This window comes from Streptomyces sp. NPDC056734, assembly GCF_042790455.1.
Taxonomy (GTDB): domain Bacteria; phylum Actinomycetota; class Actinomycetes; order Streptomycetales; family Streptomycetaceae; genus Streptomyces.
Genome location: NZ_JBHTZD010000035.1, coordinates 39245 through 52505, shown reverse-complemented (window position 1 = coordinate 52505; position 13261 = coordinate 39245). Strand labels below are relative to the sequence as shown.

Genomic DNA, 13261 nt, shown 5'->3' with positions numbered 1-13261 from the left:
TACGGGACGGCGGAGGTCCTGCCGGCCGGCTACGTCGAGATCCTGTGAGGCGCGACTTCCGGGACGGCGGAGGTCCTGCCGGCCGACAACGTCGAGATCCTGTGAGGCGCGACTCCCGGGACGGCGGAGGTCCTGCCGGCCGGCTACGTCGAGATCCTGTGAGGCGCGACTCCCGGGACGGCGGACGTCCTGCCCGTCGGCAACGTCGAGATCCTGTGAGGGCGGAGCTGCCGTGACGACCGACGTCTCCCCCGGCGGCGTACGGCGGGTGCTGCGCGATCTGTCCCTGTCGTCCGTCGTCGCGGGGGCAGTCGCCGTCCTGGTGTCCTTCGCGGGACCCCTGACCGTCGTCGTGCAGGCCGCGCACGCCGCCGACCTGAGCGAGGCCCAGCTGTCCTCCTGGATCTGGGCCGTCGCCCTGGGCAGCGGCGTGACCGGGTTCGCCCTCAGCCTGCGCTATCGCGTACCCGTGGTGGCGGCCTGGTCGACACCGGGCGCGGCCCTGCTGGTCGGCCAACTGGGCGACATCCGCTACGAGATGGCGATCGGGGCGTATCTGGCCGCCGCCGCGCTCACCGTACTCGTGGGGGTGACGGACTGGTTCGACGCGCTCATGCGGCGGATGCCCGCCGCCGTCGTCTCCGGCGTCCTGGCCGGTGTGCTGGTGCGCTTCGGCCTGGACGCGTTCGGGGCACTGGAGGACGGCCCCGCCGTGGCCGGGGCGGTGATCGCCGGATATGTGCTGTGCCGGCGGCTGGCACCCCGGTACGCCATCGCGGCGCCGCTGGCCCTGGGCATCGCGGTGGCCGCCGTCACCGGCTCGATCGACCTGGACGGCTCCGAAGTGGCGCTGGTGGTACCGGTGTTCACCGTGCCCGAGTGGCCCGGCGGAGCGCTGGTGAGTCTGGCGCTGCCGCTGTTCCTGGTCACCATGTCCGCCCAGAACGCCCCGGGCGTCGCGGTGCTCAAGGAGGCCGGCTACGCGGTGCCCACCGGCCCGGTCATCCGGGACACCGGTCTGGCGTCCGCGTTCTTCGCCCCCTTCGGCGCGCACGCGCTCAACCTCGGCGCCATCACGGCCGCCATCTGCACCGGCCCGGCCGCCCACGAGGACCGCGACCGCCGCTATGTGGCCGGACTGAGCTGCGGGGTCCTCTATGTCGCCGTCGGCCTGTTCGGGACCGCGATCGCCGGGCTGTTCACGGCGCTGCCCCCGGCGCTCATCGCGGCCGTCGCGGGCGTCGCCCTGCTGGGCGCGCTCGGCGGCAGCCTCTCCGGGGCGTTCACCGGGGCCGAAAACCGCGATGCCGCCCTCATCGCATTTCTCACCACGGCCTCCGGTATCACCCTGCTGGGACTCGGGGCCGCCTTCTGGGGCCTGGTGTTCGGCGTCACATGCCGCGCCCTATGGCGCGGCTTGAGAACCTGACGTATACCTCGAAGCGACTTTAAATTACGGGGGAATTACTGTGCTCAATACAGAAATGTATCGGGACCTCGTCGTCGACGTTTCGCCCCGTACATCCTGCCTTCGCACCACATTGGTGGGGCGAGATGTCGAAGTCCTCACGCTCACGGCCCAGCTCGGCCTGCCGACGAGCAGACTGATCACCCTGACCGGCCCCGGCGGGGTGGGCAAGAGCCGGCTGGCCGCCGCGGCCATGACGGACAGCTCCATGTCCCGGGTCGCCTACCTCGATCTGCACGAGGCCGTCGACGGCGACGGGCTCACCGAGGCCCTGGCCGCCCGGCTGCCGGACGGACCGAGCCTGCTGGTCCTCGACGGCTTCGAGCATGTGGCCGACGCCACCGCGGTGGCGGTCGACACCCTGCTGGCACACTTTCCCGAGCTGCGCGTCCTGGCCACCGGACGAAGACCCCTGCGGGTGTACGGGGAACGGCTCTGGCCCGTGCCGCTGCTGCCGACCCCGCCCGCACCGTACGGGCAGGACATCTCCGAACTCCAGGACTACGCCGCCGTCGAGCTGTTCGTCGACCGGGCGCGGGCGGTCGACCCGCTGTTCGCGCTGACCGTGCACAACGCACAGGCGGTGGCGGAGATATGCAGCCGCATGGACGGACTGCCCCTCGCGATCGAACTGGCCACCGAAAAACTGCGGCTCTTCAGCGTGGACAGCCTGCTGACCCGGCTCCGCGAGGGCGGCCCCGCCCTGGGCGGCGATCACACCGCCCGCTCGGCGCGGCACCGCTCCGTCGCCGCGATCACCGAACGCAGCTTCGCCCTGCTCGACGCGGAACAGCGCTCCCTGCTCACCCGCCTCGCGGTCTTCACCGGCAGCATGGACCTGACCACGATGGCGGACTTCTGGGATCTCTCCGCGCGCCGCACGGAACACACGGTCGAGGCACTGGTCGGCCACCAGCTGCTGCGGGTCAGCTCCACCGCCGGGGAGCCGCGGTGCACGATGTTCCACACCGTGCGCGAGTTCTGTCTGGAGCGCCTGGAGGAGTCCGGCGAGCTGACGAGCGCCCGCCAGCGGCACGCGGAACACTTCCTCGCCCTCGCCCGGCAGGCCGAGGGCCAGCTGTCGGGCCCGCTCCAGCCGCAGTGGCTGCACCGGCTCGCCCCGCTCCACGAGGACCTGCTGGCCGCGCTGGCCCAGCTCGAAGCCGACGGCCGCCGCACGGACGCGGCCCACGCCGCGCTCGCCCTGCACCGCTTCTGGCTGGTACGGGGCCATCTCGCGCTGGGCGAGCAGTGGCTGGCGAAGGCGTCGGCCGCCTTCCACGCCGATGCGAGCCACCGTCTGCTGGCGGCGCGGGCCGAGGCGGCGCGGGCCGGGCTGGCCATGACCGCCGGTCAGGCCCGGCTGGCGGCGGATTGCTTCCGGCGCGCGGCCACCGCCTACCGTGAGCAGGGCGACCGGGTCCATGAACAGGCCGCGCTCGGCCAGCTCGCCGTCCTCCAGCAGACCCCGGGCGCCCGGGTGGTCAAACTGGCCGCGGAGCGCGTCCTGGACGTGGCGCAGCACCCCGGGGCGACCGGCGAGGTCGCGAGCGCCGCCCTGACCCTCGCCATGTGCTGCCGGCTGAACGACGCCGGGTCCGCCGCCGATCTGCTGGACGCGGCCGGCGCCTTGTTCACGCGCGAACGGGACGTACGGGGCGAGGGGCTCGCCCTGGCCGTGCGGGCGGGTCTGGCCGACGCGCGCGGGGACCAGGCGCTGTCGGAGCATCTGCTGTGGGAGAGCCTGCACCGGTTCCGGTCCATCGGGGAGCACACGATGCTGCCCGCCGTCCTGGACTCGCACGCGCGGCAACTGTGGCAGCGGCTGCCCCATCAGGGGCACCTGGTCTCCCGGTTGCTGGCCGCCGCGTCCGCCATCCGTGAGGCGACCGGGGCCAATCCCCTGTTCGAGGCGGGCACCTCGGCCGCCGCACTGCGGGACCTGCGCCGGCTGCTGTCGGGTCCGGAGTACGAGGCGTCCCGGCGCGAGGGCCGGGTGCTGTCGGCCGACGCCGCCGCGGGCGAGGCGCTGGCGGTCAGCCCGCCCGCGTCCGAGTCCACGCCCGCGGAGTCCCGTTCGGCACGGCTCACGGCCCGCCAGTACGAGGTCGCCCTGCTGGTCAGCAAGGGCCTGACCAATCGCCAGATAGCCCACCGATTACAGCTCTCGGAGTGGACCGTGGTGAACCATGTGCGCCAGGTCATGCGGCGGCTGGACGTGCCCTCCCGCATCCATGTCGCGCAATGGGTGCTGCACCGGCAGCGGCGCAACAGCTCGGGATCCATGGAGGGGTGAGCGGGGTGCGCGGTTTTCCGGGCGGGCTCCTCGGCGGGCGACCGGGATCCGGCTGGGCCCTCGGCCGGGCGACCGGGATCCGGCTGGGCCTTCAGCGGGCGACCGGGATCCGGCCGGGCCCTCAGCGGGCGACCGGGATCCGGCTCAGCTTGTCCGGGTTGCGCACGGCCCGCACCGCGGTGATCAACGGCCGCCCCCCGACCAGTTCCAGCTCGGCGCTGACCACGGCGAACACCGCGGTCGGCGTGGCCAGTACGGCGGCGGCACCACCGCCGTACTGGTCGTGCAGGCGGATGGTGAGCCCGGCCGGATAGCGGCCCGCGGTGGCGGCGAAGTACGCGGCGATGGTGGCGGCCCCGTGCAGCGGGACCCGCGGGGTCTCCGCGTGCCCGTTGCCGTCCGCCCACATGGTCACGTCGGGGGCCAGGACGTTCATCAGCGCTTCCAGGTCTCCGTCGAGACACGCGGCGAGGAAGCGCTCGGTGGCCTCGCGGGCCTGCCGGCGGTCCGGCTCGAACCGCCTGTGCCGCAGCTTCACATGCCGCCTCGCCCGGCTGCCGAGCTGCCGCACCGCGCCCTCGGAGCGGTCCACGGCCTCGGCCACCTCGGGAAAGCTGAAGCCGAACACCTCGTGCAGCACGAACACCGCGCGCTCCAGCGGCGACAGCGTCTCCATCATCACCAGCACCGCCATGCTCAGCGACTCGCCCAGCAGCGAGGATTCCAGCGCCACATCGGCGGAGACCAGCAGCGGCTCGGGCAGCCAGGGCCCCACGTACTCCTCCCGGCGGGCCCGGTCACGGCGCATCTGGTCGATCGCGGTGCGCGTGACGGCCCGCACCAGATATCCGCGCGGGTCGGCGACCTCGTCCCGGTCGATCCGCCGCCAGCGGAGCCAGGTCTCCTGCACCACGTCCTCGGCGTCCACGACACTGCCGAGCATGCGGTACGAGATGCCGAACATCAATTCACGGTATTGCTCGAACGGATCGGATAATCCGGACACTCCGGAGATGGCGGTGACCTCGGCCATGCCCCCTCATTCCCGCACTAATCCCGCCGGATTCCGGCCAGTTTCCCGCACGTTTCCCGCAAGGTTCCCGCAAGATCAGAAATCGTCCCGATCGGTCGCCGACTGCCGGGCCGAGTCTACAATCATGGCTTTCAACCGCTCGTACTTTATCTTGCCGTTTTCGTTGCGCGGCAGCTCCCGCGGGATTTCCAGCAGTCTGGTCGGCAGATACCACTGGGTCATGTCGCGCTCGGTGAGGATGGCGACGAGTTCCGCCAGCGTCGGGCACCGGTCCCCGGCGGCCACCACCACGACACACGAGCGCTCGTAGCCCCGCTCGTCCTCGTATCCGACCAGCACGGCCTCCCGTACGCCCGGATGGCGCAGGATCTCCCGTTCCACCTCGGCCACCGGGACCATGAACGTCGCGCCGATCCGCCGGCTCGCCCGGCCGACGAAGCGGATACCGCCCCGCCCGTCGTCACGGACCAGGTCCCCGGTGTCCAGCCACCCGTCGTCGTGCCGCCAGGTCTCGTGCAGCGGCTCGCCCGAGCCCGGCTGCACGAACCCGACGCACAGGGAGGCGCCCCGGACCAGGAGCCGGCACACGCCCGTGTCCCCGGGGGCCGGCCGCAGCCGCATCTCCAGGCCGGGCAGGGGCGATCCGTCGCTCTTGGCGGCCCAGTCGCACGGGTCGTCCTCGCGGGTCCTGAAGCCCATGCCCACCTCGGTCATCCCCCAGCACGAACGCACCGGGACATCCAGATCGTCGTGGATCTCCCGGGCGAGAGCGGGCGTCACCGGGGCGGCGCCGGTCATCACGAAGCGCAGCGAGGGCAGCGAACGGGGGCGGCGCCGGTGTTCCGTGAGGAGCTGCTGGGCGTAGAACGGGGCCATGAAGGTCTGGGTCACCGACGCGGCCGACAGCAGTTCGAGATAGCCCTCCGGTGTCCAGACGTCCTGGTAGGCGCCGGTGCCCCCGGCCAGGATCGGGCCCCAGACGCAGTACAGCATGCCCGCGGGACCGGTGATGGGGTGCGGGGTGCTGAACACCTCCCGCGCGGCCCAGCCCCGCTCCACCGGGCTCGCTCCGGCTCCGGTGCCCGCGTACAGGGTGTTCTCCGTGTGCAGGACCGCCTTGCGTTCGCCGGTCGTGCCCGAGGTGAACAGCAGCAGACAGACACGGTCGAGATCGGCGCCGGACGGCAGACGCGGGGGCGCGGTGGACCGTTCCTCGTGCGGGGTGCGCAGAAAGTAGTCGCCGAAGTCGATGGCCCAGGGCGGCACCCGGTCCCCGTGGATGACGCTGTGCCGCAGCCAGGGGAGCCGGGCCGAGATCTGCTCCAGCGCGGCCCCGCAGTCGTAGCCGTCCCAGGTGTCGACCACGATGCACACCTGGGCCCGGGCGGCCTCCAGCATGCGCTCCAGCTCCAGGGCGCGGAGCGTGGGCAGCAGCGGAACGGCGATCGCGCCGGTCCAGCAGCAGGCGAGCGTCAGGGCCGCCGCCTCCCACCAGTTCGGCAGCTGGAACGCCACCCGGCTGCCCCGGCGCACGCCCAGCGATCTCAGGGCGGCGCTGAACCTGCGGACGTAGCGGACCAGTTCGCCGTAGCGCACGGTCGTGGTACGGCCCTCGTGCGCGCTGTGCGCGACGATCGCCGGGTCGTCGGGACGCTCGGCCGCGACCCGCAGCAGGTCGTGCAGGATGGACGTGTCCCGCCACCACCCCTGCTCGCGGAACCGCCCGGCGATGTCCTCGGGTATCCGGAGGTCGAAGGCGGTCTCCGCGAACGAGGGCCCCCCGGCGGCCGGCTCCGTCATGAACGGCGTTCGGCTCGCGGTGCCGAGACGATCTCCGGGGCCGGGTCGGCGACATCGCGCACATAGTCGATGCCCCACGCATCCCGCTGGAGGACATGCAGACGCAGGGTGCTGACGGCGACGACCTGCTCGACGATCTTCCCCTGCTCCAGCCGTACGGTGTGCTGCTCGATGCTCGTCCCGCGCTCACCGGTGGCCTCGTGGCCGAAGTAGGGCCCGGTGTTGTGCCAGTGCAGCGCGAACCGGAAGGCCGCACGGGAGGCGTCGGCGCTGTAGAACTCGTCGTGCAGGACGGCCCGGATACCGGGGTGGGCGACGTGGATCGCCTGGCAGAACTTCAGCAGGAAGTCCACGCCCTTCACCCCCCAGGCCGACGGCGTGTACAGGGTGACGTCCGGGGAGTACAGCTCCTGAAGGGCCGCCCAGTCCTGATCGCCGAGCGCGGTGATGTACCGCTGGATCACAGTCTTTTCCGACATCTGTAGCTCCTTCTGGGGAACGGGTGGTGCGAGTGGTACGGGCGGTACGAGTAGTGGGCCGGGGGGGAGGGAGGGAGATCAGGACTCCACGGCCCGGGCGGCGGCGTCGGCCCCGACCTGCGGCTCGGGGGTCTTCGCCGCTTCCGGCCGCTTCTCGTGGGCCGGCAGCAGCAGCGCGAGCAGCGCGGCGACGACAGCCGTCGCGACCGTCCAGAACAGGCTGTACCGCATGGCCGCGGTGAGTCCCTCGGCGTACGCCGAATCCGCGAGGCGGCCTGCCTGCCCGCGTACTTCCTCCGGTACGCCCTCGGCGGCGAGGCGGCTCTGGAGCAGCGCCCCGACCGCCGCCGCCCCGAGCACGGCGCCGATCTGGCGGAACGTGGTGAACATCCCCGAGGAGACGCCGATCAGCCGAGGCGGGATCTCCTGCATCGCGAGGGTGCTGGTGGGCGCGAACACCAGGCCCATACCGATACCGAAGACGATCTGGCCGGGCACGATCGCCCACGCGCTGGAGTCCGCCTCGGCCATGATCGCCGTCAGCGCGATACCGGCCCCGAAGATCATCAGCCCGGGGACCAGGATGACCCGCCCGCCCAGCCTGCCCACCGCGTTGCCCGCCACCGGCGCCACGAACAGCGAGACCAGCGGCCCCGGCGCCAGCGCCAGACCGGCCTGCGCCGCGGACAGCCCGAGCGCGGACTGGAGATACAGGGTGAGAGGGAGCAGCACCCCGATGGAGCCGAACAGCAGCAGCGCCGCCAGCGTGGCGGAGAGGGTGAACGTACGGATCCGGAACAGCTCGAAGGGAACCAGCGGGCGCCGGTCCTGACGGCCCCTCTGGTGCAGGGCGAAGAGCCCCAGCAGCAGGATGCCGAGAATCAGTACGAGGGGAATGCTGAGGAACGACTCGATGGTGCCCCAGTCGTAGCGCTCACCCTCGATCAGCGCGAACACGATCAGCGAGAGCCCCGCGGTGGACAGCAGGGCGCCCGGCAGATCGAGCGTGGGCGACTGCGCCGACCGGACGTCGGGTACCAGCAGGACCGCGCCGAGCAGGGCCAGCGCCCCGATGGGCACATTGATGTAGAAGATCCACCGCCAGTCGAGCTGCGAGACCAGCAGGCCACCCACGGTGGGACCGGCCACGGTCGCCAGACCCGCGACGGCCGACCACACACCGAAGGCAGCTCCCCGGCGCTCGGCCGGGAACACCGCGCTGATCAGGGCCAGTGTCTGCGGCATCATCACCGCGGCACCCAGCCCCTGGACGGCCCGGGCGGCGATCATCTGCTCCGGGGTGTCCACCATGCCGCACACCGCGGAGGCCACGGTGAAGACCGCGAGCCCGGCGGTGAAGGTCCGCTGCGGCCCGAAACGGTCACCGAGCCGCCCCGACAGCAGGAGCAGGGCCGCGAACACCAGCATGTAGGCGTTCGCGAACCACAGGATGTCGTCGAGCGACGCCCCCAGTCCGGCCGCCATCTCGGGGATGGCGATGGTGACGATCGTCGTGTCCAGCAGCGTCATGAAGAAGCTCGCGCAGAGCACCGCCAGGACCAGCCAAGGGTTCGTCTGCCCAGCTCTCCGTACGTCCTTGCCCATACCCGTCGCCCCTCGTCCGAAGTCGCCATGCCGTATGTGCACGGGCTCTCACCCACGACCGACGCAGCCGGGCGCGGAACTGTGACATGGAGGCGGAGACGGGAGACGGCTCGCCGTGCGGCGAGCGGGCGGTGGATGGCTGCCCGGTTCCGGTGAGCCGGATGTTCCCCGTTCACGGAACTCTCTACGGTTGTCCCTCTACGGTGGTCCCCGGACAGGTCCGCGGGGTCATGGTCGGTCGAAGGGGTACGTGTGGAAGCCGAGTTGGCGGCGCTCGCCGCGTCGGGGGCGACGGCACTGGTCGGGCTGCTGGTGTCGGAGGCGTACGAGCGGGCCAAGGGCGGCCTCGGCCGGTTCCTCGGACGGGGCGGCTCGGGCGCGGCGGCCGAGGAGGAGATGCGGGCGGCGCGCGAGGAGCTGACCGGGGGCGGCGCGGGCACCCCGGCGCTGGTCGAGACGCGGCTGCGGCACCGGCTGGAAGGCGTCTTCCAGGAAGACCCCGGCGCGGCGCGGGAACTGGCGCGGCTGCTGTCCGAGGTGGCGCCGGAGACGTCCCGTACCTTCGTCAACCTGGTCGGCGGCGGTGTGTACCACGGCCCGGTCTTCCAGGGATCGGCCATCCACGGCGGCATCACCTTCCACGTCGCGCCGCCCCCGCAGTCCGCGCCGGGGCTGCCGTCCCCGCGCCCCGACCAAGTGCCCACGGTCACCGTCCCGTTCAGCAACCGCACGGCCGAGCTGGCCCTCCTGGACGACACCCTCGCCCCGCGCGCCGCGGGCTCCGCGGCCGTCGCCGTCGACGTACTGGACGGCCTCCCCGGAGTCGGCAAGACGACCATGGCGTGGCACTGGGCACAACGGACCCGCGCCCGCTTCCCGGACGGACAGCTGTACGTCGATTTCGCCGACCTGCGTGACCGGTTGACCCCGGTCACCGGGCCGGGCGCGGACGTCTCCGAAGCCCTCGCCATGTGCCTGCGGTCCCTGCCGGGAGGCGAGAGCGGCATCCCCGACTCGCTCGCCGAACGCACCAACCTCTACCGGTCGCGCACGGCTGAGCTGCGCATCCTGCTCGTCCTGGACGACGTGAACCAGGCCGCCCAGGTGCGGGCACTGATCCCCAAGGGCCCCGGCAGCGTCGTACTGGCCACCAGCCAGGGCAGACTCGGCGAGCTGAGCCTCGGCGGGGCCCGGCTGATCTCCGTCCGGCCGCTGGACGCGCACGGCGGGCTCGCGCTGCTGAGCGACCGGTGCGGAACGCGGGCGGTCGAGCGTGAGCCGGAGGCCGCGCGGCGGCTCGTGGAACTGTGCGGCGGACTGCCGGTCGCGCTCCAGATCGTGGCCGCCCGTCTCGCCGGGGACGACACCCTGACCATGACCGAACTGGCCGCCGAACTCGACGACGAGACCGGCAGGATGGCCGCACTGGCCCTGGACGAGGAGGGACCCTCGGTGTCCGCAGTCCTGGATTCCGCCTACCGGCTCCTGCCGCCCGACGCCGCGCGGCTCTACCGGCTGCTCGGATGGCTGCCGTTCGGCGTCTTCGACCTCGGCGTGGCCGCGGTCGCCTCGCACACCGGTCTGCCGGGTGCCCGGCGGACGGTACGGGCGCTGGCCGGGGCCGGGTTCGTGGAGGGCATGGGCGACGGCCGGTACCGGATGCACGACCTCGTACGTCTCCATGCCCGCGAACGGGCGCTGGCCCAGGAGCCGCAGGGCGAGCACGCGGCACTGATCCAACGCGTGGGCACGCACTATCTCGCCCTGACCGCACTCGCCGACCGCGCGCTGCGCGAGGAGCGGCTGCGCGTCGCCGACCTCACCGCTCTGCTGCGCGAGGCGGACGACCCCTTCGCCGCGCCCGGCGGACCGTCACCGCTCGCCTGGCTGGACACCGAGCGCCCGGCCGTCCTGGCGATCCTGCGGGCCACCGCCCACCACGGTCTGCACACCCTGACCTGGCAGTTGTCCGAGTCCTTCGCGGTCCTGTTCCTGTACCACCGCCACCTCGGGACCTGGCAGGAGGCGCTGGAACTGGGCGCCCGGGCCGCAGCGGCCGCGGCCGCCGCCTCCGGTACGGCGGGTGAGATCGCCGAGGCGTCCGCCGGTGAGGCCCGGCTGCGCAGCCTGCTGTCCCGCCCGCTGCTCGATCTCGGCGAGGACGAGCGCGCCCGAACGGAACTGGAGCAGGCCGTCGCGCTCGCCGAGGTCACCGACCGGCTGGATCTGCGCGCCTCCGTCCAGGAGTTCTTCGGCCGGTACTGGGACCGGCACGACGCGTCCCGCGCGGTCGAGGCGTACCGGCACTCCCTCGACCTCAACGAGCGCGCCGGGGAGACCCGTGGCGCGGCCCTCGCCACCTTCTTCCTCGGACGCGCGCTGGACGCCCGCGGCGATCACGAGGAGGCCCTGGCCCTGCTGCGCCGCGCCCACCGGGACCTGATGAACCGCCGGGTACCGGACCGGCGCATGGCCGCGCGGGCCCAGGCGGCCATCGGCGTCGCGCACGGCCACCTCGGCGCCACCGAGGACGCGATCCGTGAACTGCGGGAGGCCATCGCGGCCCTCGGCGGGGAAGCACCCGGAATGCAGTACGAGGCCCAGGCCCAGGAGGATCTCGCCGCCCTCGCGCACCGGGCGGGCGGCCGCACGGAACTGGTGCGGGACAGTCTGGAGCGGGCCGCCGAGATCTACGAGTCGTTCGGCGACCGGCGCGCGGAGGAGGTACGCCGACGGCTGGCGGAGCTGGGCGGGTGAGGGAACGAGGTCAGCCGGTCGGCGGGGAAGGACGAAGACGCAGGACGACGTCCTCCTCCCGTAGGTCCCCGATCCGCAGCGTCACCCAACTGCCGTCACCGCCGTCCGTACCGCCGTCCGTACCGCCCCGCATACCGCCGCCCATCGTCAGGCCCGCGCGGAGACAGGCGTAGACGGCCGCGGCCAGCAGGGTCGGGTCCGATGTCGGGCCGGTGGCATTCGCCTCCACCACGCGGCCGTCCCTGAGCCCCACCAGACAGCCGCCACCGCGGACCGCCGAAGCGGCGAGCAGGCTGCCGGGGAGCCGCCGGAGGGTGTCCCCGATCCACCGCAGCGCCCCGACCGACGTGGCCGCGACCGAGCCCCGGACGACGACCGAGGCGCTCTCGGTCAGCCGGAGGTCCCGTTCGCCGTCGGTGCAGGCGAGATGCGAGAAGCGGGTCGCGGAGTCCGGGGCGGCCGGGCCGTACGCGGTGACGGCCGCCGGGACACGGCGCACGGTGACGGCCGGAGCCGGGTCCGCGCCGCCCGGGTCCGTCCCGCCGATGTCCGTGGTGACCTGCCAGGCGGTGACCGGCGCGGCGGGCGATTCCGGTACCGGCAGCACGCGGGGAGCGGGGGAGGGCGAGGCCGGCTCCGGGAGCTTCAGCAGGTGGTACAGGGCCGTACGGAGCCGCGCCGAGGCGTGCCCGGGTTCCGCGAAGGCCCGCGCGGCGACCGCCGTGTACCGCTCGGGGGTGTGGGCGTCGATGACGTCCTCCACCTGCCGGTGGAGGTCGCCGTGCGGGTCGAGCCGGGGTGCGGCGGCGGCCAGCTCCCGCACCGCCGTCCCGGGCACGGCGTCGTCGCCGAACGTGCCCAGCAGCAGCGGGGTCCCGGCCGCCGCGCCGTACAGCGTCACCGAGCCGTGATCGCCGACGACGAGGTCCGCGGCGACGAGCGCGGAGCGCCAGGCGTGGACGGTCGGCATCAGCAGCAGTCCCGCCTCCAGGGCGGCTGCCTGGAGCGTGCGGATCTGCCACTCCCCGTGGGCCGACCACACATTGGGGTGGATGATCGCGCCGACGCGGTACTCGTCACCGGGAAGCCGGGCGAGCAGGCGCGGGAGCAGCTCCGGATGCCTCCCCAGCAGGGATGTGGGCCCCCAGGTCGAACTGACCATGACCAGACGCTGGTGATCCGCCACACCGAGGGCCTCCCGGTACCGCCCGCGCTCCGTCCGGCTTCCGACCAGTTCGTCGAAGCAGGGGTCGCCGACCAGCAGGGTGCGCCCGGCGGCCTTCGGATGGGTGGCCAGCAATTGCTCTTCCTGCGCGGGGTGGGAGATCGCCAGCCAGGCGCGTCCGGATTCCAGCAGTGCGTCCGGTACGACCCCGGAGAGCCTGGTGCCCGGCCCGCGTGAGTCGGGGACCAGCTTCTGGAAGCCGATGCCGTGCGGCAGCACCAGGACCGGGCAGTCGCCCTCCGGCACGTCGATGTTCTCGCTGGCGGTGAGGATGAGGTCGGGGGAGAGGTCCGCCAGCTGTTCCCAGGGGGCGACCCGGCAGCCGGAGCCGTGCAGGAGGTCGAGGACACCGGCGCTGAACGCGGAGGTGGGGTCGTAGGCGAAGACGACGTCCACGCGGGCGTCGTCGCGCAGGAGGGACGGCAGCGATTCGAGGGCCCGGACCGTCGAGGTGACCGTCCGGGCGGCCACCACGAGGGTGCGCTCGCCGTGCAGGGTGTTCCAGCGACGGGCGTCCCGCCCCGCAGGCACGGGCAGCGGGCGGCTACCGAACACGGCGAGCGGGTCTAACAAACCGGCATACCCCACCGCTCAGCGG

At 72.9% G+C, this 13261-nt stretch carries 8 protein-coding genes; 3 read left to right on the top strand and 5 right to left on the bottom strand.

Annotated elements, in window-relative coordinates; translation table 11 throughout:
- Positions 1-232 precede the first annotated feature (232 nt).
- The gene (locus ACFRFC_RS35315) at positions 233-1429 is read left to right on the top strand and encodes a benzoate/H(+) symporter BenE family transporter (RefSeq protein WP_382680976.1); all 1197 of its coding nucleotides are present in this window, start codon (positions 233-235) and stop codon (positions 1427-1429) included.
- A gap of 115 nt (positions 1430-1544) precedes the next feature.
- Positions 1545-3764, top strand: a complete 2220-nt coding sequence (locus ACFRFC_RS35310) for an ATP-binding protein (protein WP_382680977.1) — start codon at positions 1545-1547, stop codon at positions 3762-3764.
- A 121-nt stretch (positions 3765-3885) separates the two neighbouring features.
- Here the strand turns inward: ACFRFC_RS35310 and sigJ are convergent, their stop codons facing one another.
- The 4 genes from sigJ to ACFRFC_RS35290 all read right to left on the bottom strand — a co-directional run bounded on the left by sigJ (position 3886) and on the right by ACFRFC_RS35290 (position 8681).
- Positions 3886-4797: an RNA polymerase sigma factor SigJ gene (gene sigJ / locus ACFRFC_RS35305; RefSeq protein ID WP_382680978.1), complete on the bottom strand. Its 912-nt coding sequence runs from the start codon at positions 4795-4797 to the stop codon at positions 3886-3888.
- 75 nt (positions 4798-4872) lie between these two features.
- On the bottom strand, positions 4873-6597 hold the full coding sequence (locus ACFRFC_RS35300) for an AMP-binding protein (RefSeq protein ID WP_382680980.1): 1725 nt from the start codon (positions 6595-6597) through the stop codon (positions 4873-4875).
- Positions 6594-7076 (bottom strand): nuclear transport factor 2 family protein, encoded by a 483-nt coding sequence (locus tag ACFRFC_RS35295; RefSeq protein ID WP_382680982.1) that lies wholly within the window; start codon positions 7074-7076, stop codon positions 6594-6596. Before ACFRFC_RS35295 ends, ACFRFC_RS35300 begins: the two co-directional genes overlap by 4 nt.
- Before the next feature lie 78 nt (positions 7077-7154).
- On the bottom strand, positions 7155-8681 hold the full coding sequence (locus ACFRFC_RS35290; protein ID WP_382680984.1) for an MFS transporter: 1527 nt from the start codon (positions 8679-8681) through the stop codon (positions 7155-7157).
- A 252-nt stretch (positions 8682-8933) separates the two neighbouring features.
- Here ACFRFC_RS35290 and ACFRFC_RS35285 point away from each other — a divergent pair, with 252 nt between their 5' ends.
- Positions 8934-11438, top strand: a complete 2505-nt coding sequence (locus ACFRFC_RS35285; protein WP_382680986.1) for an ATP-binding protein — start codon at positions 8934-8936, stop codon at positions 11436-11438.
- Between the two features lie 10 nt (positions 11439-11448).
- Here the strand turns inward: ACFRFC_RS35285 and ACFRFC_RS35280 are convergent, their stop codons facing one another.
- Positions 11449-13218: a hypothetical protein gene (locus ACFRFC_RS35280; RefSeq protein WP_382680988.1), complete on the bottom strand. Its 1770-nt coding sequence runs from the start codon at positions 13216-13218 to the stop codon at positions 11449-11451.
- Positions 13219-13261 lie beyond the last annotated feature (43 nt).